General features: G+C 37.7%; 21 protein-coding genes and 1 riboswitch. Of the genes, 12 read left to right on the plus strand and 9 right to left on the minus strand.

Annotated elements, in window-relative coordinates:
• Positions 1-172 precede the first annotated feature (172 nt).
• Together V7077_RS05130 and V7077_RS05135 are read right to left on the minus strand one after the other, a co-directional pair.
• A complete protein-coding gene (locus tag V7077_RS05130; RefSeq protein WP_335499013.1) occupies positions 173-565 on the minus strand; it encodes a C-glycoside deglycosidase beta subunit domain-containing protein in 393 nt (130 codons plus the stop codon).
• Position 566: 1 nt separating this feature from the next.
• Positions 567-1,586 carry a sugar phosphate isomerase/epimerase family protein gene (locus V7077_RS05135; RefSeq protein ID WP_335499016.1) on the minus strand — a complete coding sequence of 340 codons (1,020 nt, stop codon included), beginning with the start codon at positions 1,584-1,586 and terminating at the stop codon, positions 567-569.
• 329 nt (positions 1,587-1,915) lie between these two features.
• Here V7077_RS05135 and V7077_RS05140 point away from each other — a divergent pair, with 329 nt between their 5' ends.
• On the plus strand, positions 1,916-2,797 hold the full coding sequence (locus V7077_RS05140) for a carbon-nitrogen hydrolase family protein (protein ID WP_335499017.1): 882 nt from the start codon (positions 1,916-1,918) through the stop codon (positions 2,795-2,797).
• An 85-nt stretch (positions 2,798-2,882) separates the two neighbouring features.
• Here the strand turns inward: V7077_RS05140 and V7077_RS05145 are convergent, their stop codons facing one another.
• The gene (locus V7077_RS05145) at positions 2,883-3,767 is read right to left on the minus strand and encodes a TetR/AcrR family transcriptional regulator (RefSeq protein WP_335499020.1); all 885 of its coding nucleotides are present in this window, start codon (positions 3,765-3,767) and stop codon (positions 2,883-2,885) included.
• Between the two features lie 188 nt (positions 3,768-3,955).
• On the opposite strand from V7077_RS05145, the gene V7077_RS05150 reads away from it, so the two are divergent.
• From V7077_RS05150 to V7077_RS05160, 3 genes are all read left to right on the plus strand, one after another.
• On the plus strand, positions 3,956-5,482 hold the full coding sequence (locus V7077_RS05150) for an MDR family MFS transporter (RefSeq protein WP_335499022.1): 1,527 nt from the start codon (positions 3,956-3,958) through the stop codon (positions 5,480-5,482).
• Positions 5,483-5,617: 135 nt separating this feature from the next.
• Entirely contained in the window at positions 5,618-5,902 is a 285-nt protein-coding gene (locus V7077_RS05155) for a hypothetical protein (protein ID WP_335499024.1), read from the plus strand.
• Positions 5,903-6,126: 224 nt separating this feature from the next.
• Entirely contained in the window at positions 6,127-7,827 is a 1,701-nt protein-coding gene (locus V7077_RS05160; RefSeq protein WP_335499027.1) for an AAA family ATPase, read from the plus strand.
• A gap of 117 nt (positions 7,828-7,944) precedes the next feature.
• On the opposite strand, the gene V7077_RS05165 is transcribed toward V7077_RS05160, so the two are convergent.
• A complete protein-coding gene (locus V7077_RS05165) occupies positions 7,945-9,306 on the minus strand; it encodes a hypothetical protein (RefSeq protein ID WP_335499029.1) in 1,362 nt (453 codons plus the stop codon).
• 346 nt (positions 9,307-9,652) lie between these two features.
• Positions 9,653-9,731: riboswitch (glycine riboswitch) on the plus strand.
• Between the two features lie 162 nt (positions 9,732-9,893).
• Between V7077_RS05165 and V7077_RS05170 the strand changes: the two genes are divergently transcribed.
• A complete protein-coding gene (locus V7077_RS05170; protein WP_335499031.1) occupies positions 9,894-11,258 on the plus strand; it encodes an amino acid permease in 1,365 nt (454 codons plus the stop codon).
• Positions 11,259-11,478: 220 nt separating this feature from the next.
• Positions 11,479-12,240, plus strand: coding sequence for a L,D-transpeptidase family protein (locus tag V7077_RS05175; protein ID WP_335499033.1), 762 nt, complete (start codon positions 11,479-11,481; stop codon positions 12,238-12,240).
• 126 nt (positions 12,241-12,366) lie between these two features.
• Here the strand turns inward: V7077_RS05175 and V7077_RS05180 are convergent, their stop codons facing one another.
• Genes V7077_RS05180 through V7077_RS05190 form a run of 3 tightly spaced genes read right to left on the minus strand, consistent with a single transcriptional unit; the run spans position 12,367 to position 15,306 of the window.
• Entirely contained in the window at positions 12,367-14,193 is a 1,827-nt protein-coding gene (locus V7077_RS05180) for a DHA2 family efflux MFS transporter permease subunit (RefSeq protein ID WP_335499035.1), read from the minus strand.
• Between the two features lie 8 nt (positions 14,194-14,201).
• Entirely contained in the window at positions 14,202-14,855 is a 654-nt protein-coding gene (locus V7077_RS05185) for an HlyD family efflux transporter periplasmic adaptor subunit (protein ID WP_335499038.1), read from the minus strand.
• A 4-nt stretch (positions 14,856-14,859) separates the two neighbouring features.
• A complete protein-coding gene (locus V7077_RS05190) occupies positions 14,860-15,306 on the minus strand; it encodes a MarR family winged helix-turn-helix transcriptional regulator (RefSeq protein ID WP_335499041.1) in 447 nt (148 codons plus the stop codon).
• A 175-nt stretch (positions 15,307-15,481) separates the two neighbouring features.
• Here V7077_RS05190 and V7077_RS05195 point away from each other — a divergent pair, with 175 nt between their 5' ends.
• From V7077_RS05195 to V7077_RS05220, 6 genes are all read left to right on the plus strand, one after another.
• Positions 15,482-15,850, plus strand: coding sequence for a hypothetical protein (locus V7077_RS05195; protein WP_335499043.1), 369 nt, complete (start codon positions 15,482-15,484; stop codon positions 15,848-15,850).
• A 237-nt stretch (positions 15,851-16,087) separates the two neighbouring features.
• Positions 16,088-18,460: a polyprenyl synthetase family protein gene (locus V7077_RS05200; protein WP_335499046.1), complete on the plus strand. Its 2,373-nt coding sequence runs from the start codon at positions 16,088-16,090 to the stop codon at positions 18,458-18,460.
• A 175-nt stretch (positions 18,461-18,635) separates the two neighbouring features.
• Positions 18,636-20,189, plus strand: a complete 1,554-nt coding sequence (locus V7077_RS05205) for a sensor histidine kinase (RefSeq protein ID WP_335499048.1) — start codon at positions 18,636-18,638, stop codon at positions 20,187-20,189.
• Positions 20,182-20,865, plus strand: coding sequence for a response regulator (locus V7077_RS05210; protein WP_335499050.1), 684 nt, complete (start codon positions 20,182-20,184; stop codon positions 20,863-20,865). The genes V7077_RS05205 and V7077_RS05210 overlap by 8 nt, the downstream gene beginning before the upstream one ends.
• Positions 20,866-21,031: 166 nt before the next feature.
• A complete protein-coding gene (locus tag V7077_RS05215) occupies positions 21,032-22,324 on the plus strand; it encodes a CitMHS family transporter (RefSeq protein ID WP_335499052.1) in 1,293 nt (430 codons plus the stop codon).
• 72 nt (positions 22,325-22,396) lie between these two features.
• A complete protein-coding gene (locus V7077_RS05220; RefSeq protein WP_335499054.1) occupies positions 22,397-23,320 on the plus strand; it encodes an AEC family transporter in 924 nt (307 codons plus the stop codon).
• Between the two features lie 190 nt (positions 23,321-23,510).
• On the opposite strand, the gene V7077_RS05225 is transcribed toward V7077_RS05220, so the two are convergent.
• Both V7077_RS05225 and V7077_RS05230 read right to left on the minus strand, forming a co-directional pair.
• Positions 23,511-24,680 (minus strand): MFS transporter, encoded by a 1,170-nt coding sequence (locus tag V7077_RS05225; RefSeq protein WP_335499057.1) that lies wholly within the window; start codon positions 24,678-24,680, stop codon positions 23,511-23,513.
• Positions 24,681-24,753: 73 nt separating this feature from the next.
• Positions 24,754-25,215 (minus strand): low molecular weight protein-tyrosine-phosphatase, encoded by a 462-nt coding sequence (locus V7077_RS05230; protein WP_335499059.1) that lies wholly within the window; start codon positions 25,213-25,215, stop codon positions 24,754-24,756.
• Positions 25,216-25,218 lie beyond the last annotated feature (3 nt).

Genomic DNA, 25,218 nt, shown 5'->3' on the forward strand with positions numbered 1-25,218 from the left:
TTTCCGCTTATATCAACATCTTAAGCCGCCTCCATATACATTAGGCGGAAATTCTCCGTCTATGAATTGTCATACCTACACGAAAATCAAAAATAAATGATAACAAGAGACAAAATAAAATCACCCCCATACTTGGTAAAAGCATGGGGGTGATTTTTGTAAATAGGATCTATTATGCGATCTCTACAGTTCTAACCTTTCTTCCCGCTAGCGGTACTGGAATATAGGCCGTACGGACGATTACATCTAAAGCAACTTGATGTGTCCCCTTGGATAAACCGCCATCCTTCCGAACTCGAACCGATAATGGCTCGCCATATTCCCATTTATAGGTCGTCACGGTTTCCATTTCATCTAATGTAAACCAGTCCACCTCGTCTACCGAACATAAAATATTCTCACGTGGAACCTTTTCGCCGTCTACTTCCACACCAATATCATTTACCATGGACAGTGGAATTCCTCGATAGTAGGTAATGTTGGTTTTTAATTCAAATCCAGTAATTTTACAAGCTTCTTCAATGTTTTTACAAGTATTTTCTAGGAACACATTATTATCAAACATCTTAATATACCTCCTGTCCTTCTAGGTCTTTAATAACATTTCGAATTAGTTCCTGATGGGCTAATACTTGTTCTTTCTCCACCATTGAATGTCCGGGAAGTACCCAGCGGTTTCCTTCATATTCTGTTGAGACATAACCACCGTAACCTTTTTCATGCAGGTATTGGAGAAGGCCTTTATAATCGATTGAATACTCTTCGCCAGTTTCAGTCATTTCAAATAATTTAAAGTGGAAATGTTTAATATAAGGCATGTATTCATCTAGAACGCTATATGGCTCATTTTCATAGCCATCTGCGAAATGAGCGAAAAAGTGATCAGCATCTGATTTTAATAATTTTTTTAGATCATCTGGAAAACCGCCATTTTCCAAATATACTTTTCGAGGATCTTTACCTTGAGCAAAAATATCATTAATATAATCAATTACTTCTTGGTTTGTCCCTAAATGTTTGCAATAATCAGCCATCACTCTTGGCAGCCTTTTACAGAATATACCTGCATCAATGACAAGTCCTACATAAGGAGAATTCAATCGTTTCATTTCATCGATAAATTCTTGTGTTTTTGGAACGTCAAAGCTCAAACCTGCATGTATTTCCAAAGCCAAGGTAACATTATATTTTTCTGCATATGGCAATAATGGCTCAATAACAAAAGCTGGTACCATTGAAACTAATCGAATTAATTTAATCCCTAAACGGTTTGCTAACTTAATTTCTTGAATTAACAGATCAACGCACTCTTTTGGCGTTAATTCTCTATTCTTGTAAAGGTTGGTATTCAGGAAAACATCGGCAATTACTGGCTTCATCTTATATGTGCTTACTAATCTATCCCATTCTGCTAAAGTTTCTTCTGAGGGATGGGGGGTGTTATGCAGCATCTGATCGGGAATGATTTCAATTCCTTCTACTTTATTCTCAGCCAAAAATTGAAAAATATCTTCTAAGCTCATACGTTTATTTAAATATTCATCTTGCAAACTATATAAGCTTACGCATGTTTTGATGTTGCTCATTTAAACTATCTCCCTTCATCTTGTTTTTTAATTGATTTCGCTTACATAATAATCATAACCTTTTAACGTCATTGTTCCTTTTTATTAATTATCTTAAGAGTGATAGATTTTCATCATATTTTTTTGTTTCTTTCTTATAAAATAAAAAAGGTTAAAAATGATATTGTCATTTTTAACCTCAATAAATTTTAATGGCAGTGATTGACATTAAGGCTTTCCTATTTTAAAGTATAATTTTCACATAATCTATTTAATAAGTTAGTCCTTGTTTACTATATATTTTTTGAAAATAATAGGATTAAAGACTCGATTAGAAAGAGGGGGTTTTTTTGCAGTTTAGGGTATCGGCGGTTCAATATCATCTCCACACGATTCATTCCTTTGAAGAATTTGCCAATCAAGTGGAACACTATATAAAAACAGCTGAGGAATTTGGTTCAGATTTTATAGTATTTCCAGAATTTTTTACTACTCAGCTTATGTCAATTGGCAGTACTTATGGGGAAGCGTTGACCATTCAGGATTTACCGGACTTTACGGAACAATATCGTTCATTATTTATTCTGTTAGCCCAACAGTACAAAATGCATATTATTGGCGGAACTCATGTTATTCGCAGGAATAATCAACTATACAATGTTGCTCATTTGTTTTACCCAGATGGGCGTGTTACTGAACAGGCCAAACTTCACATTACTCCAACCGAACTACATGAGTGGAATATGAGTGCCGGGGATTCATTAGAGGTTTTTGAAACTGATAAGGGTACTATCGCTATGTTAACCTGCTATGACATTGAGTTTCCAGAAATCGTACGAATGGCAAAAGCAAAGGGAGCAGATGTCATTTTTTGCCCATCTTGTACAGACGACCGCCATGGTTTCCATCGAATTCGGTATACTAGTCATGCGAGAGCTATAGAAAATCAAGTGTATGTTGTAACGACAGGCACGGTCGGTGCACTGCCAACTGTTGATTTCATGCGGGCGAATTTTGGGCAGGCAGCTGTGATTACTCCAAATGACATTCCTTTCCCTCCGCAAGGTATCATGGCAGAAGGGGAAATTAACCAGGATATGATTGTGACGGCAGATCTTAATTTAGAATTACTTTACAAAGTTCGTGAAAAAGGATCTGTTACGACTTGGCGCGACCGCCGGACTGATCTCTACCCCGATTGGGAAACAGAAAGACCGCTCGTGCACAGTTAATTGGAAACAGCTTGGACATAAAAAAAGCTTGTAGTTTGGAATCGTACCTAAACCAACAAGCTTTTTTATTACGCTATTAAATTACCTAATTAGGGAAAAATTCTTCCAAAAGTTGTTCGAGCTTTTGCATTTCTTGCTTAAAAGGGGCACTTGGCGATTCATTTAAGGAAGCAAGTGCACTTTTAATAAGAAATTTTCGCGGTGTTTTTGAATGGAGCATTTCTTCTTGGATAAAGTCCAATAGTTCATTGTTTTTGAATTGAGCTTCTCCGACACTCACACACTTTTTTAATCGCAATATGGCATGGAATAATTTTTTCTCCATTTCATGTGAAGATGAATTACAATCAGGCAGCCATTTTTCTAATATTTCAGGTTCCAATAATTGCGCGCCGCTATTTTCTACCTCTTCGACCATTTTTTCAATCCGTTTTACCGAATACCGAATGACCTGTTTAATATTTGCATCGGATTCTTTTGCCAAAAAGTGAAAATGAATATTATGCTGCATCAATCCCATAAACATAATGGCACAATCCAATAAGAAAGGCCGCTTGTTTTTACCAAATATATCGACAAATCGATTAAAAATCCAATCAAGATACATAATTTGCATCCGTTTTAAAAATTCCTTTAAGGTAGGATCATTTGAGACAAATACCTCTTCAAAAAGAGCAAAAAGTTTATTCCTCCGATTAAACGCCATTTGGAGTTCAATTTGACGGGTAAAAATTTCAATATCAGAGATATCCTGTCCAATTAAAAGTTCATTTCGTTCATGCTCGATTCTCTGACTTAAATAAGTAAAGATTGCCATAAGTAATTCATTTTTTGAGGAAAAATAATTGTAGAAAGTACCCTTCGATATCCCGCTATAATCGATAATTTCTTGAATCGAGGTAGCTTGAAAGCCTTTATCGATAAACAATTGATGTGCCTTATTGATAACATGTTGTTTTCTTTCGTTCATTACATTCACCTTGAATTCCATTAGACTGCTAGTATAAAAATAATTGTACCCTAATTATCGGCCGAAGACAAATCAGTAATTTATTTGAGATTTTTTGATTGCAAAAAATGAACTATCGGTATATGATATTGTCTATGCGAAACAAGGGTACAAAAAAATGAACTATTAGTTTACTAGGGGGAATTAAGATGGAAAGTACCATTAAATATGATCGCCCGCCATATGGGATTATCGCTATATTGATGATCGGGGCATTTATTTCAATGTTAAATGAAACACTACTGAACGTGGCATTGCCATCCATCATGAAGGATTTAGAAGTAAATGCATCTACCGTACAGTGGCTGGCTACTGCGTATATGCTCGTAAATGGGGTCATGATACCAGCTACCGCGTTTTTAATTCAAAAATATACAGTAAGAAGATTATTCCTAACAGCCATGGCTTTATTTACGGCTGGGACGATTATTGCTGGATTCGCGCATGCTTTTCCACTTTTATTAGCAGCGAGGATGATTCAAGCTGCTGGTTCAGCGATTATGATGCCATTATTAATGAATGTGATGCTAACAAGCTTCCCGCCTGAAAAAAGGGGAGGTGCAATGGGATTATTTGGTTTGGTGTTTATTTTTGCACCAGCAGTTGGACCAACCTTATCAGGTTACTTAATTGAGCATAATAGCTGGAGAATTCTATTCCATCTTGTATCGCCAATCGCCGCTTTAATTCTTATTATTGCTATTTTCTTATTAAAAGATAAAAAAGGCAAAGTTGATCTTCGTCTTGATAAGTTATCATTATTATTATCAAGTGTCGGATTTGGTGGATTACTCTATGGCTTCAGTTCGGCCGGTGATAAGGGCTGGGATAGCCCGCAAGTCTATGCGACGATTATCATAGGGGCAATAAGCTTGGTGTGGTTTGTTCTTCGTCAAAATAAACTTGAAAAGCCAATGTTGAATTTCAAAGTTTATAAATATCCGATGTTTGCTCTATCATCTGTCATTTCCATCGTAATTGCCATGGCGATGTTTTCAGCCATGCTGCTTTTACCTATCTATGTACAAAGCATACGTGGTATTACACCGTTAAAATCAGGATTATTAATGCTTCCAGGTTCGATTTTAATGGGAATTATGAGTCCTATTACAGGGAAATTGTTTGATAAATTCGGCGGCAGAGTTCTTGCTGTTATCGGTTTATCCATTACTATCTTTACAAGCTATATGTTTAGTACATTAACATTAGATACTACCTATACGGAATTAATGCTTATTTACTCAGCACGTATGTTTGGGATGTCGATGGTTATGATGCCGGTCATGACAAACGGATTGAATCAGCTTCCTGCACGGTATTATCCGCATGGTACGGCGATGAATAATACGCTACAACAGGTATCAGGTGCAATTGGTTCAGCTTTATTGATTACGATCATGTCAAATCGCACGAAAACACATGCCACTGAACTGGCTAATTCTGCAATGAAACATGTTACAGGAAAACCGACGGCGGAAATGGTAGCCCAAATGAAGCAGCAAATTGCCATGAAGGCAATGTTAGAAGGAATTAACGATGCATTCCTTGTTTCTGTTGGAATTGCTCTTATTGCTTTAGTACTTGCCTTCTTTATTAAACGGGCGAAACAAGCTGAGGATCCTGAAGAATTTAAGACTTCAGAAAAGAAGGTTATCAATAAGCTTGCAGAGAATTAACAAATGGAAGGTGCCCTATATCGGGCATCTTTTTTATGTCGTTTATTATTATGAATATTCTGTGAACAAAAGTTTCCAAGTACTCTCACCTGCCTCTGTTACAAGCATATGATGTATCAAGGTGGTGATGAAAAAATGATACTATCAGATTGGATGCTTTATACCATGTGGGCCGTTTTTGGACTAATGATTCTCGACCTTTTATTAGGATTCTTAAAGTCATTCTGGAAAGGCACACTCACTTCAGATTTTATTTTAGGATATTTGAAGGATTTATTATATTACGTTATTCCATTAAACTTCCTCATATCTATGTTCCCAATTGACCCTTCTGGGTGGATTTTAATAGCATTCTTTTTCGTTGGCGGTTTAGCAGTTGCAATTAAGTATTTATTAGACATTATAAAAAAATTTAAATAATCCCGTTAGAACCCTCCCATCCCTTTTGGAGGGTTTTTACATAAACTCAATTAGGATGGCAGACTCTGAAAACCAGCTGATAAATTTACCTTTTTGGATAGGTATGACTAGCAGAAAGTAAGAATAAATATCAGTATTCTAGATTAAATAATTTGGAGGCCTAACATTTAATTCGGTCTATTAGCGCAAAAACATTGTGAATATTCAGAAAGGAATGTGGAGCCATGAGGAAATATCGGTGGGTAAAATGGCGTAAAATCATCCTCTGGGTCGCAGCTGTGGTCATTTTAAGCATTTATTTGCTTAATAGTGGGCCGACAGTTTGGGGTGTCGTGATAAGTATTGTCAGTTTGTTACTACAGCTGCTCTTTGCCATGCTATTCATGATTATCCAGTTTGTTGCCTTATTTTGGTTCCTTGCCCGCGGCAGAACCTATTGGATCCTGCCAGGGGAAACAGGCTCCACTTGGGATGATTACCGGGGTAACCCCGAAATTGTCGAAAATGCCAAGCGGATTGTTACCCTCTTAAAGGGGGTAAAAGAATTTAAGGAGATGGGTGGGGAGGCCATTCGCGGCTTACTGCTATGTGGACCGCCAGGGACTGGAAAATCCTACCTTGCCCAGGTAATTGCAAATGAAGCCCAGGTACCTTTTGCTTATGCCTCGGCCCCAAGTTTTCAAAATATGTTCTTTGGTGTGGGTAATCTGAAAGTAATGGGGCTATATAAGAAAGCCCGAAAGCTTGCAAAAGTTTATGGTGCATGCATTATTTTTATAGATGAAATAGATGCGATTGGTATGAGCCGACAGGCAGGAGGCGGCGCTGGGGGAATGCTCGGCGGAATGATGGGGATGGGTGGTTCGGGTCTTTTAAATGAACTGCTCTTGCAGATGGACCCGCCAAATATTGATAATGGCTGGTTTTCTAAGCTGCTTCGGTCGGTTGGACTTCGCAAGAAAAGGGCGGACCGGCCTGCTGTATTAACGGTTGGGGCAACCAACCTTCCCGATGTACTTGACCAAGCACTGCTTCGTCCGGGCCGTTTTGACCGAAAACTCTGGGTTGATTCCCCTGATTATGATGGCCGTATTGACGTTTTTCAATACTATCTTGAAAAGGTGAAAAGAGACTCTTCTATTACTCCTGAACGTGCGGCACTTGATACCATTGGCTACTCTCCGGCACAAATTAAGCATATCGTAAACGAAGCAGTCGTTATCGCTCATCAACGCGGAGCCCAAGTTGCAAGTTATGAGGATTTCCGTGCAGCGATGGAAACCTATGAATGGGGGCTTAAACAACCGCTAAGGTCCATGAGTGAGGATGAAAAAAGAAATGTTGCTTATCATGAGGCTGGTCATGCGGTCGCACAGTTCTTGCTTAAACCTCATGAGCGAGTTTGGAAAGTAACCATTATCCGCAGGGGTGGTGCGCTTGGTCTTGCAGCTACAAAACCAACGCATGAACGGTATAATCGGACCGACAAAGAAATATTAGCGGAAATCCAAGTATGTTTGGCAGCACGTGCAGTGGAAGAGGAGTTTTTAAATAAAAAATTAAACGGAGTTACTTCCGACTTAAGACAGGCAACAGAATTGGCAGGTGCTTATTTAGGGATTGTTGGGATGGGGGAAGAGTTATTCAGCTGGCTCGCTGTCGGTTCGCGCACAGATGGTCTTAGAGCGCTGCGTGGCAAAATCAATGAACTGCTAAAGAGTGAAATGACGAAAGTAAAGAAACTGGTAAATGATAATGCTGATTTTGTTCACCGAATTGCGGAGGAGCTTTTAAAGCGTGGCGATCTAACAGGAGAGGAAATCGAGCAAATCTATGTCGGGCTATATGGTCAAAGCCGAGCAGAAGTCTTAGAGTCTCAAAGTCAAGCCTTATTAGATTCACCTGATAAGGATACAAACGAATAAGCTTATTAAGTGTGGGGCTTTAACAGAGGTTCTTAACGTCAATAATAAATGGATGGTGTCACCCACCATCCATTTTTATACGTTCGAAAGGCCAAGAGAGTGAATTCAGTTCATCTATCATACTTTTTTCATAAAACCTGTCCATGTATTAAAGGTTGGCATAGTAACCACTTGCCCATCCATGATTTCACCTGGTTTATAAATAGTTGTGTAAGTTAAATGATTCCAAGTTGAAAAGCCTGTACCTGACAAAGCTTGAAGAAAACTTGGACGCCATGTTCCGGTATTTAAATAGACCTGTTCCGTTAGTTTCAAACTTTCTTTATCGTTTATTACATCAATGGGGATTTGAAAAGGTATATGGGTATGACCATATAGTACATAGGAATAATGATTAGATAATCTTTCAAAGTCCTTTTTAGCTCCCAAAAGATATTGATCTTGAGACCATAATCTTTTCACTTGATCCACTTTTTCAAAAAATTTTAGCTTCCATTCATAATTACCAACATTAAAAGTTTTTAGAACCGTTCCTAATAACTGAATTAAATCCCCATTATCCAGTGGGTTCAAAAATTGGTCGTTTTTTTTGATCCAGTCCTTAACAAATTCAATCTCCTTAAATTCTTCTCCGACGTGGCGGAACGCTGAATTAATAGCCTGTTGAACTTTTTCTCCATACTTATCGTATCTTAGTACCTGAAAAGAAAGCCAAGGAATAATCGCTGATAATGGCCTTACATCGAAAAGGTTACGGAAATTGTTACATATTTGAAGGATATCTTTTTCTGGGAGGTGCGTGTTCTGAAGTCTCTTACCTACTTCAATGGGAAGCTTTGAAGCAATCTCACAAGCAATAACATCACCGATGGGCGTTTTATAGTAATTATTTTGAGTTTGGTAATCACCTTCAAAATTAAACGGATCCCATTCGTGTCCATGTCTTGCAAACACACCATATTCTTCAGCTTTAAAGTAGTTTGGAAAGGGTTCGATCGGCATGTGGTCTTGGAGGCCTAATAGATCAATAACCGTTTTTCTTAATGATGGATAAACATTACATAGTCGATCGTGATTTCCTTGAATATAAATGATTTCAGGCTTTTTAGGAAACCCTAGCGTTTCCCATTCTTTTCCTGAGAGTATAGAAAATATCTCCTTGTTCTCTTTAATAATTTTGTTTAATATATCAGCGGCAATTTCCTCTGTTTTCTCTGACGGGTTACCCCAGGGGCGGTCCTTTAAATTTATCACTTCGCTAGTATCCTTTTGGGTAAACCATAATTCTGTTCTGATAAGATCGAAGATATCCCCTAATAAGATAATTTTTAAATCTTGTTCTTGTGGTTTAAAAGGACTAACAGCTTCCTTAGCTTGATAGGCAAGCTCTCTAAAGATATCTCTGAAAGTTGCTGATTCTAACTGATGTCTGCCCGCTGTTTGGTCCGAAAGGTGTAAATCGCTAATGAAAATAAGCAAAAATTAAATCTCCTTTCCATTCTATTATTTTAAAAGAAAACAACAATGGAGTTAATAGATGTCTACTTATTGTTTATGTTACTTTAATTAAATTGGCTTGGACAAGCAACAAGTTTCGTGAAAGTTTTCTTTATGAGCAGTGGACATAAACGGTTTCATCTCAAAAACAGCCATTAAAGTGGGGGAGGAAAATTAATATGTTGACAAATATCATTAATACTACTAAAATTAGAAATTATTTAACTATAGTTTGATTGCTGAGTATCAATGCTACATGACTCAAACATTTCAAACGTGAAAATTAAATATTTAGCAAGCTATGATTGCTATGGATCACACTATAGCAGGAGCAGCTTCTGGAGAGACCGCAATACTTGCGGCGCCGAAGGGTTCACAATCTCAGGCAAAAGGACAGAAGAGTACGAAGACTATTTATTATTCTATTTCAATAGAGTAATAGATATTTTTTGTTATTCTTACGCCCTAAGAGATTGGAGATATTCCAGTCTCTTTTTTTATTGGTTTACTTCTTGTTTATTGGTTCACAAGTGCAAGAAGAATATTACTACCATTAGGGGGAGTTTTAAGTGGCACAACAAGAATTAAAAAGGGATTTAAAAAACAGGCACGTACAATTGATAGCGATTGGCGGAACGATTGGAACCGGATTATTTTTAGGTTCTGGCAGAGCCATACAGTTAGCAGGCCCCTCGATTATGTTGGCCTATATAATTGTTGGCATCGCCTGTTTCTTTGTCATGAGGGCTTTAGGAGAACTTCTTTTATCAAAAGCAGGTTATAAATCTTTTACAGATATTGCCGAAGACTACATCGGACCTTGGGCCGGATTTGTAACTGGGTGGACGTATTGGTTTTGTTGGATTATGACAGCCATGGCTGATATTATTGCCGTTGGTGTATATGTACAATATTGGTTTAATATACCGCAATGGGTTCCAGCCATCGTCTGCCTTGTACTATTATTAGGTCTAAATTTATTAACGGTGAAACTATTCGGCGAATTAGAATTTTGGTTTGCTTTAATCAAAGTCATCACGATACTTGCTTTAATCGGAATAGGAGTTATTTTATTAGTCGTTGGGTTCAAAACAAATGTGGCAACCGTTTCAATAAAAAATATTTGGGAATATGGCGGACTATTTCCACATGGTGTGTCAGGTTTCTTACTTTCTTTTCAGATGGTGGTTTTTGCCTATGTAGGTGTTGAATTAGTGGGTGTTTCAGCAGCGGAAACATCCAATCCTCAAAAAAATATCCCGTCAGCGATAAATAAAATTCCATTAAGAATTCTATTTTTCTATGTGGGCGCACTTTTTATCTTGTTATGTATCAATCCATGGACACAGTTAAATGCAGATAACAGTCCTTTTGTAAAAACGTTTAGTTTGGTCGGAATACCGATTGCAGCAGGTATTATTAATTTCGTCGTGTTAACTTCTGCAGCATCGGCTTGCAATAGTGGTTTGTTTTCAACCAGCCGAATCTTATATAATTTAAGTTCTAAATCCCAGGGCCCAGCCCAATTTGCAAAATTAAATAAGAATTATGTACCAAGTAATGCTTTATTAGTTTCAGCCCTTGTTCTATCAGGCGGAGCCCTTTTAAGCAAGTTAATTCCAGAACAAGCTTTTGGTATCGTGACAACGATTAGTGCGATTTGTTTTATCTGGGTCTGGGGGATTATTTTAGTTTGCCATATACGATATCGGAAATTACGCCCAGATCTTCGGAAAAAGTCGACCTTTAAAGCTCCATTTACACCGTTTATTAATTATGCGGTCTTAACTTTATTTGCTTTCATTCTAATTGTTATGTTATTTGCTGAGGCAACTCGCACTGCTTTATTACTGACACCAATCTGGTTCATTCTTTTATTTATCCTGTATTCTCTAAGAAAAGGTAAAGGTAAAAACATAAGAATATCGGCATAAAATGGATGAAAAAAATAAAAGTACTAACCATAGCCATCAGATAAGGTTAGTTTTTCCTAAAAAGGAAATAGAGCAGATTGGTAGGAGTACATTAAAATGTAAGCAGATGTAACATAAATTAAACTAGACTGTAATTAAACTCATAAAGATGTAATGTGGATTTGCCTGCCCTCATAAAATACACGGATCAGTTATTTTAATGAGGGTTGGGGGGATCAATTTGCAGAAAAAATGGTTGGTTTTTGCCAGTTTAGCTTTTCTTTTGTTGTTTAGCTTATGTTATGGTGTACCCTCTAGTTCGGCTGCCAATGTAAGCAAGTTTATTATTATTAATAAAGCAAACAACCGCCTGGCATACTACGAGAACGGCCAGTTGAAAAAACAATTTAAAGTAGGCACAGGGAGAAGTAGTTCACTAACTCCGGAAGGCAAATTCAAAATTGTTAACAAAATTGTTAATCGCCCATACTACAAGGGGCATATTCCAGGCGGTGACCCACGCAATCCACTAGGTAACCGCTGGATGGGTTTAAATGCCCGTGGAACTTGGGGAACCACCTACGGGATTCATGGAAACAATAACCCGAGTTCGATTGGAGGGTATGTAAGCAGCGGCTGTGTTCGTATGTATGATAATGAAGTAGAATGGTTATTCAATCAAGTGCCGGTAAATACACCGGTTGTTATTACAACTTCTAAAAATACCTTTGATGCAATTGCAGTGGCCAACGGATTGAAAAGTGGGAAAGGGGCGCCTTCTGTTCCTGTAAATACGAGCAGTGAAATTCTTAAAAGAGGAAGTCGTGGACCAGCTGTTGTAACGCTTCAGAAAAAACTCACAGCATTAGGCTACAACACTAAAGGGTATGATGGTATCTTTGGGGCAAATACAGATACTGCTGTTCGTAATTTCCAAAGAGCCCATCATCTGCAAGTGGATGGTGTTGTGGGAATTCTAACTAAAAAAGCACTAGGGATTTAGGCTCCCTCGCACGTCCCTGGAAAGCGAAGCCGCTTGGAGTGGAAATCAACAGAATAGTTTAATGTATAAAAAAGAGGCATTCCTAAAAGTTTTTACTTTTGGGAATGCCTCTTTCTATTTAAACTATTATTGATTTTTTATATGTGCCCGTTTTACAAAGAATACTAAAACCAAAGCTACAAAAGCAATCAAAGTTGCCACAATAAAGGCGTCATTAATTCCATCTATGGTTATCTGTTTCATTACTTGACCATAAAGTAAATAGGTGGTAAGTGGTTTACCCGCAGCAGGCATGTGTGTTAAAGCGCCAAGACTTTGAGTGAGTTGTGAAAATTGACCCGCGATGAAGGGATTTGCACTAGTCATGGTACTGATATATTCACCATAATGTACTCCTGACCTAGTTGTCATAACGGTAACAAGGAATGCCGTACCAATACTGCCGGCAACTTGTCGTGCTGTATTAGACGCTGCCGTGCCGTGTGCTCCGAGATGACGAGGCAATTGGTTTAGACCTTCCGTCATGATCGTCATCATAATGAATGACATTCCAAACATCCTAAATACATAAAGGAGGAGGAGATGAGCATAACTTGTTGTCATACTTAATTTAGTAAATTGCCAGGTTGTAATAACCGTTATGGTTAATCCGATAACGCCAAGCCATCTTGCACCGATTTTATCAAAAAGGGCACCAGAAATTGGCGACATTATACCCATCACAATCGCACCCGGAAGCATCAATAAACCAGAATCTAATGCAGAAAAACCGCGAATATTTTGTAAATAAATTGGCAATAAGATCATAGCACCAAACATGGCCATATTAACAATCATACTAATAATAGTAGTTAAGGCGAAAATATCATATTTAAACACCCGTAAATCCAACATTGGCTTCTCAGTCGTTAACTCACGCCAGATAAAGGCCAGTATAAACAAAATTCCTATTGTTAATGAAAGGACAACCGTTGCACTGCTCCAGCCGTCGCTTCCAGCTTCACTAAACCCATATAACAAGAAACCAAACCCTAAGGTTGAAAATATTAATCCTGGGAAATCAAATTTAGGATTCGTTGTTTTCGTTACGTCTTTCATCCACATGAAGCTTAAAATTAAATCTATTACACCAATTGGAATAACAATATCAAACAATAATCTCCATGAATAATGTCCAATCAGCCAACCGGACAAGGTCGGGCCGATAGCAGGAGCAAAGATCATAACAACTCCCATGAGACCCATGGCCTTCCCGCGTTTTTCCGGAGGGAAGAGGGCAAAAAAGACCGTCATCAAAAGGGGCATAATAATACCTGCACCACTAGCCTGGATGACACGCCCAATCATTAACATAGAAAAGTTTAATGATAGGGAACAAACCAGAGAACCTATTGTGAAGAGAAAGATAGCAGCAAGGAAAAGCTTCCTCGTTCCAAATTTTTCAATTAAATAAGCTGTCACGGGAATTAGAATTCCATTCACTAGCATATAACCAGTTGAAAGCCATTGAACAGTACTTGCTGAAACACCTAAATCATTCATAATATGTGGAATAGCAACATTCAGCAACGTTTGGTTTAGAATCGCGACAAATGCACCAAGCATTAAGGCAGTAAGAATTTTTCCGGTTCCTGAAGATTTTTCGGATTCCTTATCTGCTAGTTTGGATCGTGTAACCATTTCTTCTTTCGGCTCGACTTCCGCTTGAACATACTCTAAAGCTGGCTCGGCGATCGCGTTATCTTCAAGCATTTCTTCCACTTGACTTGATAAATCTAGATCTTGCTGAAGATCCCTTTTATCAAGGATTGGCGATGGAGGAACAGCTTCTACCTTTTGATTTTTACCTTTATTTTGATTAATTTTCGATTTTTTTTGTTTCAAAACACCAAAATTGATCAAAAGTAGTACCAAAATACATATTATGGCATAAACCGTGATATATATTGACATTTTATCACCTACTTATGAATTCGCACGGTCACGTTCATACCAGGAACAATTCCTACACCTTTATTATCATCAATGGATACTTTCACAGGAACCACTTGCGTCACTTTCGTATAGTTAGCTGTGTTATTTGAACTAGGTAACAATGAAAAGGTACCTGCAGTTGCTAAACCGATTTGTTGGATTTTTCCTTTTAATGTTGAATTAGGGAAAGCATCAACATAAATGTCAACATCCTGGCCAACGGCAATTTCGTCAATCTTTGTTTCATCAATATTAGCTGTTACCCATAAATTGTTTAAATCATAAACTTGTGCAAGCGGAGTTCCTGCTGCAACAAATGAATTTTGAACAGCATTAGTTTGGACAACTGTTCCGTCAGTTGGCAGGGTTACTTTCATTTCAGTTGGTTCGCCATTGGCTCCGGTGGTAAGAATGGTTCCAATCGGGTTATTTTTTGAAAAATGATCCCCTACTTTACCTGCCCAATCTGTTAATTTTCCGCTTGCTGGGGCAGCAATTGTTACTTGTTGTCCTGTGACTTGCGCGTTATCTGTTGTTAAATAATTAACGGTTTTATTGTAGTAGGCATATCCTGCAAAACCTCCACCTACTAAAACAATTAAAATAATAATGTTGACCAAAAGTAAACGTTTCGTACTCATTCAATTATTCCTCCTCAATGGTTAGCCTTTTTAAAACGAGTTGATGAAGCCGCAACAGATGAGAGATTTCCTCCTCTGGTAGTTCAAGGACTTCTTTGACTTTCTTCATTAGCATCGAATCAGAAGAATTAAATTGTGCTAATGTTTTTTTTCCATCGCTTGTTAAATGAATTGAGATAGTCCTTCTATCGCCGGGGGGGACCACTCTTTCGACAAGTCCGCTATGGACAAGTCGATCAATAACGCCACTAACGGTACTGTTCGTCAGTCTTAATTTTTCAGCGAGTTCTCCCAAACTAATATTAGGGTTGTTGTTAATCTTAAATAATGCCTTTAATTGGACAGGGGTTATCCCTAATCTTTCTGCATCAAATTTAACAAGCTTATTGTAAGCTTTATTTATTTCTAAAAAGCTTACCAAAATTTCATTATTTAATATGTCCAGTTTCAATTCCTCCTTTCTTTCTAAAAACTAATATTAACTATAAGAACATTTCGTATGCGAAATAAATTATAAACAGGGACATGAAGTTATGTCAACAATAAAACGCTGGAGTATCAAATTACCAAAAGAATTCATACAATTTTCCTAAGGAAGCATTTTAACAAATTAGGGGGTTGAGGCTTTGAAGTTTGAAAGGCAAAAAGCCGTAATGTTAGCAGAAACGATCAATGAATTTATAAAATATGTCCGTAAAAGCCATGAGAACAAAAATAGCTTCAGATATAATATCGATAAATTGTATCAAGTAAAACTCCTCGTTGAAGAATATAAGTTCCAGATAATCGCGGACGAATTATTGCGAATCAATAAGTACTCTTGGGATGGAAAGTATACTTATTATCTAATTGATGGCTTTAAAAGAGGAATCGACGTTATCGATGATTACGTAAAAAACAACTATGAAGAGCTATATCTTTTAACAGCTAAACTTTATACATTAAAGGACCTGCTTCAACTATTTAACAGTATGGATACGGAAACTTATGTTTAGGATACACCCAAAAAGGCCTGTTCCAATATGGATGGAAAAGGTCTTTTTGGGTACTATCTTACTTTAAGGATTAATTTGTTCTCGTAGTTAATTTAATCGAATAAAATAAGATACCTGCTGCCTTTTATTATTTGAGAAAAAAGTTTAACCTTTTTATAATTTAAGGTATACATGTATTTATTAATTATAAATATCTGTTTAGCAGGAAGAACAAGGAACTTTGGGCAGGGGATAAACATGAATGAAAAATTAATAAAGAATGCGGATAAATCATATCAATTAGCTGAACACAAGGCTGCACAGTATTTTCAATCACTTTATCTCCAAGTCATGGAAAAGTCTTATGTCCCTGCTTTAACAAAAGATATAAATCGATGGAAACAAAACCATATTCATCATCATCCACTATTATCCGTTTTTTCGAGAAGGAAGAATAAATCGGAAATCCAAGGGTATTCCAATTACATCAGTTGGCTTGATTATACAGGGAAACTGGATAACTACCTGGATCGCAGCATTTCCTACTTATTTATGCGCGATCTAGGCAAAGCGTTAGATTCACTTGATACCCAGCTAAAAATTCGCCAAGTCGTTGATCATTTAAAAAATAGCCTGACGAAGGGTGGAAAAGAGGAAAAAGAATCGTTTAGTATGGCCAGTTTATACCGATGGTCTCAGCGGGAAGGAATTGAAACCACGATAATCTGGGTCTTGGACAAATTAAAGACAGTTGCCCAAAATATTCCAAATGGGATGGATAGAGAACATGCCCAGCGAAAACTAATTAAAATTATTGCAGGTGTGATCATGCACGTGGTTGTAGAGATGGAAGAAGGTATTTCACCTCTTGAACGAAGAAAGAGATTAGAAAAAGCCATTAAACTTGGTTACTCCTATGGTTTAACCTACCCCTTCATTGATGATCTGCTCGACTCCCATGTTTTATCAGATGTGGAGAAAACCCATTACACCCAGTTAATTCGCACGACGATTATTACAGGAACTGTCCCCGAGTTGGGGGAGTGGGTGGGAAAGAACAGCTCACTCATTCACTATATCCATTCTGAACTCCGTGAAGCCTATGAATACATTAAAGCTAATCAGCAGGCTGAGACATTGAAGGCCTTTTTGGATCAATCCTACGTGTTTTTTAACTCCCAAGAAGTGGACCGGAAAAAGGACCTATCAAATGGCAACTATACTAATGAAGAGATTTATGTACCGGTTATCTTAAAATCCTCTTCGTCAAGATTGATTGTCCGTTCTGTTATTAATGCTCCTGAAGATGAAGGTTTTGATAACAGGACCTTCTATTATGGCATTTACAATCAGCTGGCCGATGATTTCGCTGATATGTTTGATGATCTGAGGGAGGGGGCTGTTACTCCCTATACGTATTATTTAACCTATCATGATAAGCGGCCGGATTTGATCAATCCCTTTGAATTATACTGGGCGGTTATCGCCAATTTGATTCATCACGTCTATCAATCCGATATAAAAACCTGTGAGGTTATTCTTGACCGTGCCATAAATGGTCTGAAACGGTTCAAAAAACGAATGGGAACTCCAAAATACAATGAAGTAATGGAGCTTTTTGCTTCAGGAAACCCACTTTTTAATCGGTTGATCCAAAAAATGGTTGATAAAGCAGATGATGTGGATTTCTTCGATAAACTGCTTCGTGATCATATTATTACAATTTTAAAAAAGGAACGACAAGAACAAGATGACTTTTTGCAAGAAATCGACACGGTCCGTAATCAAATTAATAACGGTCTTAGAATCTGCTCGGGTGATCATGTTCCTCTAATCGATGATTTGATCACGGACGCTGCCAACTATAGTCTATTTGGTGATGGAAAAAGATTAAGACCGATTGTCGCTTGGCAAATAGCCGTAAAGGGATATGGATTAAAGCCAACTGCCATCATGCCGTTGTTAAAATCATTGGAATATATGCATACTGCATCCCTCATATTTGATGATCTTCCGTCACAAGATAATGCATCTATCCGTAGAGGCCGTCCGACTCTTCATACGGTATATAACGCAGCAATTGCAGAATTAACTGGCCTATTTCTTACCCAGAAAGCAATGGAGGAGCAAGCATCTCTCCATAATTTTGATGCAAAAACAGTCCTGAAAATGATTCAGTACTCGGCCCGGATGACCGAGAAAATGTGTACGGGGCAAGCAATGGATTTGGGCTCAAAAGGAAAGCCGTTAACATTGGAACAACTAACCATCATGAGTTTGTATAAAACTGGAATTGCTTTTGAAGCGTCCATCCTTATGCCTGCTATTCTTGCTCAAGCGAAGGAGCCTGAAATGGAGGCATTGAAAAAATTTGCCCGCCATGCCGGCATTGCCTTTCAAATCAAGGATGACCTGCTGGATGTAGAAGGGGATCAAAGTATACTCGGTAAACCATTGGGTATAGATAAAGAAAATAATAACTCCACATTTGTATCAATCCTCGGTCCTGAACAGGCTAGAATAGAGATGTGGGAGCATTACTGTTTAGCCGTGGAGGCACTTCAAGAAGTTCCTCGTAATATTACTTTCTTAAAGCATTTATTAAATTATATGGTAAATCGTGATCGTTAATTTGACCGAACAGAAACTATCAAAATGATAGTTTTTTTTCGTTTTTCCAAAGAAATTTATACTAACAAAAGTTATAATAAAACCATGTTTTATGGAGAAGGTTCAAAAGGAGGAATGTGGCCTGAAAAATAAAAATATTTCGTTGCAGACTAAAATCTTTGGGCTGGCCTTATTATTGGGCTTATTGTTAATCCTGCTGATGAGCGCATTTTATAGCTATATGGAAAGTAAGCAAATAGAGGAAAATAAGGGGAAATTAGCTCTCGAAATTTCAAAAACAGTCTCTTTTATGCCAACGATTATTGAAGGCATCGAATCTAGTAATCCAACAAAAACCATTCAGCCCTTAGCAGAAAAAATCCGAAAAGAAACGGGTGCTGAATTTGTGGTAGTAGGAAACCTAGATGGGACAAGGTATTCACACCCATTAAAATCGATGATTGGAAAAAAAATGAAGGGCGGAGACAATGACAAGGCGATTAAAAAAGGGGAGTATTATGTTTCCAAAGCAAACGGTTCACTAGGTCCATCGATTAGAGGGAAATCACCGATCCTAAATAAAAATGGAGAAGTGATCGGGGTTGTATCAGTGGGATTTCTATTAGAAGATGTTAACCAGCAAATCACCAAAAATATTAAAAAAGTACTCTTAGTCTCGATTGTTGCTCTACTCATTTCATTTTTCGGAAGTATGCTGCTTGGCAGAGATATTCGTAAAGATACTCTTGGGCTCGAACCATATGAAATTGCCGCACTTTATAAAGAAAAAAACGCAGTCCTCCACGGGGTAAAGGAAGGAATATTAGCCATTAATAAAGATGGATTCATTACCATGATGAATCAGCCTGCAAAAAAACTATTACATATAAAAGGTTCTGTCCGCCATATAAAAGTTGAGGGTCTCTTTCCTTCAGAATATTTATATGAAGTATTAAATGCGGGAAATCCGGTCGTTGATAAAGAATTAATTTGGAAAGATAAAACGGTTATTGTCAATTGCACGCCACTATTTGATGAAAGCGGGATAAGCGGTGTGGTGGCTTCTTTTCGTGATAAAACAGAAATTGAGCAAATGGTCAACACGATATCAGAAGTAAAGAGTTATTCGGAGGACCTTCGTGCTCAAACACATGAGTATACGAACAAGTTGTATGTGTTATCGGGCTTGCTTCAACTCGGTGAATTTGAACAGGCGATTGCCATGATCCAAGCGGAAACACAGATCTTAGAAGTTCAAAATACGATTTTATTTAACCAGATTAAAGATTCTAAAGTCCAAGCGATTTTATTAGGGAAATTGGGAAAAGCTTCGGAAAAAAAGATAAAGTTTGAGATTGTTGCTGAGAGCTATTTAGACCATTTGCCAACACATATGAAGTTATCTAATTTGATTGTTATTCTAGGAAATTTAATTGATAATGCCTTTGAGGCTGTCACTGAGAGTAATCCTCCTATTGTTAAATTTTTTGCCACAGATATTGGCAGTGATATCATTTTTGAAGTTTCAGATAATGGGAGAGGGATAAGTGAAAGGGATATTCCCCAATTATTTAAGCGGGGATTTACCTTGAAAAATGGGGATAAGCCGAGGGGCTTTGGACTATCCAATGCTGAAGAAGCAGTGGTCGAGATGAATGGAATGATTGAGGTCCAAAGTAATCCGGACAGTGGAACCATCTTTACCGTGTATCTTCCTAAGCAAGATGAGAGGAGCCAAGAACATGCATAAGATAAAAACAGCAATTGCAGAAGATGATTTTCGAGTTGCCGAGATCCATGAAAAATTTTTAAAAAAGTTTAACGAAATCGAAGTAGTTGGAAAAGCATTAAATGGGGTTGAGACATTGAAAGTGTTGACAGAGGAAGCCATAGATTTATTGCTTCTAGATGTGTATATGCCTGATATGCTTGGAACGGAGCTGCTTCCGATTATAAGAGAACGGTTTCCCAAAGTAAGTATTATTATGATAACCGCCGCAACTGATAAGCTTTTTATTGAAAAAGCATTAAGCTATGGGGTAGAGAATTATTTAATTAAGCCAGTGAAAAGGGAACGATTTGATGAAGTTATTTTAGAATATGTAAAGAAATACTCACTGTTAATTTCTGAACAGGAAATAAATCAGCAGTATGTTGACCTATTGTTTGGCAAAAAAGAAGCCGAAAATGTGGGAAAAGGAAATGGTTTACCTAAAGGAATTGATGAAATTACCCTCAGTAAGGTGGAAAACGTCCTTCTGAATATAAACCATGGCCTATCCGCTGAAGAAGTGGGGAAAGAAATTGGTGCTTCGCGGATTACTGCTCGCCGTTATTTAGAGTATCTATCCTCGATTAATGAAGCCAGAGCGGAAGTGGTCTACGGAATTGTAGGAAGACCAGAAAGAAAGTATTATCCCAAATAGTGAAGGTGCCAAGGGCATCTTCACTATTTTGCAATCATATGTAGTCAGTCTGTGAACAATATGTACAAAATACACTTTAAATTACTTAAAAAACTTAATTTTGTAATCGTTTTCAACCACTAATATTTAGACTATTATAAATTTACAAACAAAAGGGGTGGGAATGATGTTAGCGATTCTAGGTTTTTTAATGATACTTATTTTTATGATTTTGATTATGACCAAACGTCTATCTGCCATGATTGCATTAATGGTGGTGCCTGTTGTCTTTGCCTTAATCGGGGGATTCGGCAAAGAACTGGGACCAATGGCGCTTGAAGGGATCAAAAGTGTCGCACCAACGGGAATCATGATTCTGTTTGCAATTCTCTTTTTCGGAATTATGATTGATGCTGGCGTTTTTGATCCTATTATTTCAACCATTTTAAAACTTGTAAAAGGGGACCCTGTAAAAATAGCCATCGGAACAGCAGTCCTTGCCTTATTAATTTCTCTTGATGGAGATGGAACTACTACATATATGATTACGATTTCAGCCATGCTTCCATTGTATAAACGGATTGGTATGAAACCTTTAGTCCTTGCTGGAATTGCGGTCTCTGCTTCTGGTGTAATGAATCTCCTTCCATGGGGAGGGCCTACTGCAAGAGCCATGACCGCACTTCATCTGGAAATGGGTGATATCTTTACCCCAGTTATTCCGAGTATGGTTGGCGGTGTGCTGTTTGTATTGTTCATGGCCTTTTGTCTTGGAAGAAAAGAACGACAGCGCATTGGTGTTTTAGAAATCGATTATAGTACTCTTTCTATGATGGCAGCTACAACAGAGGATGCTTACCTTAAACGTCCAAAGTTAATTGTTGTAAACTACCTTCTTACCATCGTCCTTTTAGTGGCGCTTATTGAGGAACTATTGCCGAGCACCGTATTATTTATGATTGGATTTGCCATTGCCATTACGATTAATTATCCAAATATTCATGAACAAAAAGAACGGATTATGCACTATGCTGATAATGCTTTATCGGTTGTTTCAATGGTTTTTGCTGCCGGAATTTTTACAGGTATTCTTGCTGGAACAAAAATGGTGGATGCGATGGCTAATTCGATGATTACGCATATTCCAGCGGACTTGGGCTCTCATTTTGCTCTGATTACAGCGATTATCAGTGCACCTTTTACATTCTTTATGTCAAATGATGCATTTTACTACGGGGTGCTTCCACTCCTTGCGAAAGCGGCTAATGGCTATGGTATTGATCCTGCGATGATTGGCCGGGCATCATTATTAGGATTGCCAGTCCATTTATTAAGTCCGTTAGTTCCTTCCACCTACTTACTAGTCGGTATGGTTGGAGAAGATTTTGGAGATTTACAGCGCTCCTTTTTAAAATGGGCTTGCGGTTCGACTGCAGTAATGATTTTAGTCGCACTGGTACTATCAATAATTCCAATCTAATAATCTAGTTAAAATCCAGAAGCTCCTTGATTGGGGCTTTTGGATTTTGTCTTTAAAAAATAGGAGAGTCATATGGAAGTTTTTTTTCTCATTTTATTAAATGTAGTTTTACCAGTATTTCTTTTAATTGCAGCAGGTGTATTGCTGCATCGGAAGTTTAAGTTTGATATGGGCACATTATCCAAATTGAATACGTATTTTCTAATGCCAGCAGTTGGCTTTGTAAATATTTATCAAAATAATGTTGGCGGAAAAACGCTTGTGCATATAATTGGTTTTTTAGTTATTCAATGTACATGTTTAATGATCATAAGTGCAGTGATATCAAAGGCAGCAAAGTTTGATAACGGACTATCTTCTACCTTTAAAAATAGTATCGTTCTAAATAATTCCGGTAACTTTGGGCTGCCAGTAAGCCAGTTGGTCTTTCAACACAACCCATTAGGGGCGTCCATTCAGATTGTGGTAATGATTTTTCAAAATTTGTTAACCTATACCTATGGGTTGTTTAATTCGGTTTCAGTTGAGCAGAGAGGATTTAGTGCATTAAAGGAATTTCTAAAGAATCCTGTCATTTATGCATTTATATTAGGTTTGATTCTTCATTCCTGCGATGTTAAAATTCCGAAGTTTATTTGGACACCGATCCATAATACGTCCAATGCGTTCTTGGCAGTGGCGTTAGTTACTCTTGGGGCACAAAGTGCTTATATAAAGATACGTCGATTGTCCTTACCGCTATTTTTAAGTCTGTTTGGCCGGTTAATTCTATCGCCATTAATCGCGATGGCTATTATTACAACATTAAATTTGGAGGGAACCACGGCACAGGCATTGTTTATTGCCAGCTCTTTTCCTACCTCCAGAAACAGCGCGTTATTCGCCTTAGAGTATGGAAATCATCCTGAATTTGCAGCTCAAGTCGTTTTGATGTCGACTATATTTAGCATGATTACGGTGACAACTACTGTGTATTTGTCAGGAATCTTATTTTAGGACTGTTGTAGAATCTTTGGGAACCACATTTAAAAAAAGCGGGTTGCCCCAGTATATAAATAAATAGAAGACCAAAGTAAAAAAAGGCTGCCTAAAGGAAGTCCCAGGACAATTTCTTTCAGGCAGCATTCTTTTTTATAAGTCATTGGCTAAATTTGGAGATGAACAGCTTATTGCTGTATTTGCATTATTAAACCGTTGCCTTTTGCACAGTTCTTGATTCTTTTAAGAAAATAAAGATAAATACTAAAAAGGTAAGGAAAGCAACCACGGAATTGTATAAAAAAACTTCACGCATCCCGATATATTCACTGGCAATCCCGCCTGCCATACTGCCTATAATTCTAGCCAAACCTAAACTTAGCAAACCGTTCAGCGTTTGACCAGAGGCCTTTAATTCTTTGGGAACTTCTTGATTGATATAAATCGCAAGGGTTACGGACAATACGATAAAAATTAGTCCATGCAGCATTTGAATCGGCAGGACAAGATACGGATTGTGAACAAAATAAAAGAACAGCCAGCGCAGTCCAGCGAAAAAAGCAGTTGCAACCAAGACAACGGGAATCCCAAATCTCTCGATGATCTTATGGCCAAATAGTAAAAAAGGCAGCTCGCTTATCGATGAAAAAAGCATCGACCAGCCAAGCAAACTATTATCTGCTCCTAGTTGATTAAAATATATAGGAAAAAAAGCGTAATAATACCCAAGGGTAATCTGAACGATAAAATTTAATAAGGTAAACAACATAAGCTTTCTGTTTTTTAATAAAACTGAGAGAGAAACCTTGTTTTTACTAGACTGATGACCTTTTATTTTTGGTAATTGTGTACAGATTATAAGTGTAAATAGCATGACTAGGGAATAAACGATCGAGATACTATTAATATTCTTTTTTGCGACAATCCCAAAAGCAACAGACATAATGGCAAAACCAATTGTACCAGCCAATCGAATCGGACCGAAGTTCCATTTTGTCCTGGCTAGATGTTCTAACGTAATTGCGTCACTTAAGGGATTGATTGACGTTTGAAAAAAAGTGACCACACAAATAATTATTAATAAATATAGGTACTGATTGGATACCGGAAGGAACAGGATGGAAACCGCACTTCCTAATGATAAAACCTGAAGAACACGGTTTTTACTTTCGGCCCGGTCGCCAATGCTTCCCCAAAGCGGCTGCGCCAGGATTGCAATCAATGGGCCGAAGCTTAATAGGGTTGCAATGGATGTCTGACTTAAGCCAATACTTTTTAAGTAGACAGGCATAAATGTACCATAGACGGCATTGCCCATATAAGAAATGGCATACAAACTAAGAAATAATAGATAGGTTCGAGCTGATTTTTCCCCCAAGAAGTTCACCTCAAAAATTCATTTACTAATTCAGGTCATTAAACAGCAACTAAGTAGCTGAAGTAGGTTTATCTTAAGCATGTTCGGTATGGATTTTCTCCAGTAATGCTATGCATCCTTCGGAAACTAATTGGTAAGTTTCTTCAAAATCGCCCGTGTAATATGGATCTGGCACATCCTTTTTGTGTTCCGTTAAATCAAGCAAGCGTATAATTTTGGGATGCTTAGGCTTTCCGGTAATCTCGAAGATGTTCTTTACATTACTCTCATCCATTCCAACAATATAATCGAACTTTTCAAAATCCCTTTTTGTTAATTGTCGTCCGACCAGACCATTGGCAGAGATGTTATATTTCTTTAAAATTGCAAGGGTTCCTTTATGGGGTGCTGATCCAATGTGCCAAGAACTGGTAGCAGCTGAATCGACTTTTATTTGGTCAGATAAATCTTCTTTTTCTACTAAGTCACGAAATAAGGCTTCCGCCATAGGTGAACGGCAAATGTTCCCCAGGCAGACAAATAAAACATTAATCATATC

It is taken from the genome of Neobacillus vireti (assembly GCF_036962465.1).
GTDB lineage: Bacteria > Bacillota > Bacilli > Bacillales > Cytobacillaceae > Neobacillus > Neobacillus vireti_B.

What these genes read in the sequence shown, in the direction of transcription:
- V7077_RS05145 (WP_335499020.1), bottom strand. Translation starts at nt 3,767, where the DNA reads ATGAACGAAAGAAAACAACATGTTATCAATAAGGCACATCAATTGTTT.
- V7077_RS05185 (WP_335499038.1), bottom strand. Translation starts at nt 14,855, where the DNA reads ATGAGTACGAAACGTTTACTTTTGGTCAACATTATTATTTTAATTGTT.
- V7077_RS05135 (WP_335499016.1), bottom strand. Translation starts at nt 1,586, where the DNA reads ATGAGCAACATCAAAACATGCGTAAGCTTATATAGTTTGCAAGATGAA.
- V7077_RS05180 (WP_335499035.1), bottom strand. Translation starts at nt 14,193, where the DNA reads ATGTCAATATATATCACGGTTTATGCCATAATATGTATTTTGGTACTA.
- V7077_RS05210 (WP_335499050.1), top strand. Translation starts at nt 20,182, where the DNA reads ATGCATAAGATAAAAACAGCAATTGCAGAAGATGATTTTCGAGTTGCC.
- V7077_RS05200 (WP_335499046.1), top strand. Translation starts at nt 16,088, where the DNA reads ATGAATGAAAAATTAATAAAGAATGCGGATAAATCATATCAATTAGCT.
- V7077_RS05155 (WP_335499024.1), top strand. Translation starts at nt 5,618, where the DNA reads ATGATACTATCAGATTGGATGCTTTATACCATGTGGGCCGTTTTTGGA.
- V7077_RS05215 (WP_335499052.1), top strand. Translation starts at nt 21,032, where the DNA reads ATGTTAGCGATTCTAGGTTTTTTAATGATACTTATTTTTATGATTTTG.
- V7077_RS05160 (WP_335499027.1), top strand. Translation starts at nt 6,127, where the DNA reads ATGAGGAAATATCGGTGGGTAAAATGGCGTAAAATCATCCTCTGGGTC.
- V7077_RS05130 (WP_335499013.1), bottom strand. Translation starts at nt 565, where the DNA reads ATGTTTGATAATAATGTGTTCCTAGAAAATACTTGTAAAAACATTGAA.
- V7077_RS05150 (WP_335499022.1), top strand. Translation starts at nt 3,956, where the DNA reads ATGGAAAGTACCATTAAATATGATCGCCCGCCATATGGGATTATCGCT.
- V7077_RS05230 (WP_335499059.1), bottom strand. Translation starts at nt 25,215, where the DNA reads ATGATTAATGTTTTATTTGTCTGCCTGGGGAACATTTGCCGTTCACCT.
- V7077_RS05220 (WP_335499054.1), top strand. Translation starts at nt 22,397, where the DNA reads ATGGAAGTTTTTTTTCTCATTTTATTAAATGTAGTTTTACCAGTATTT.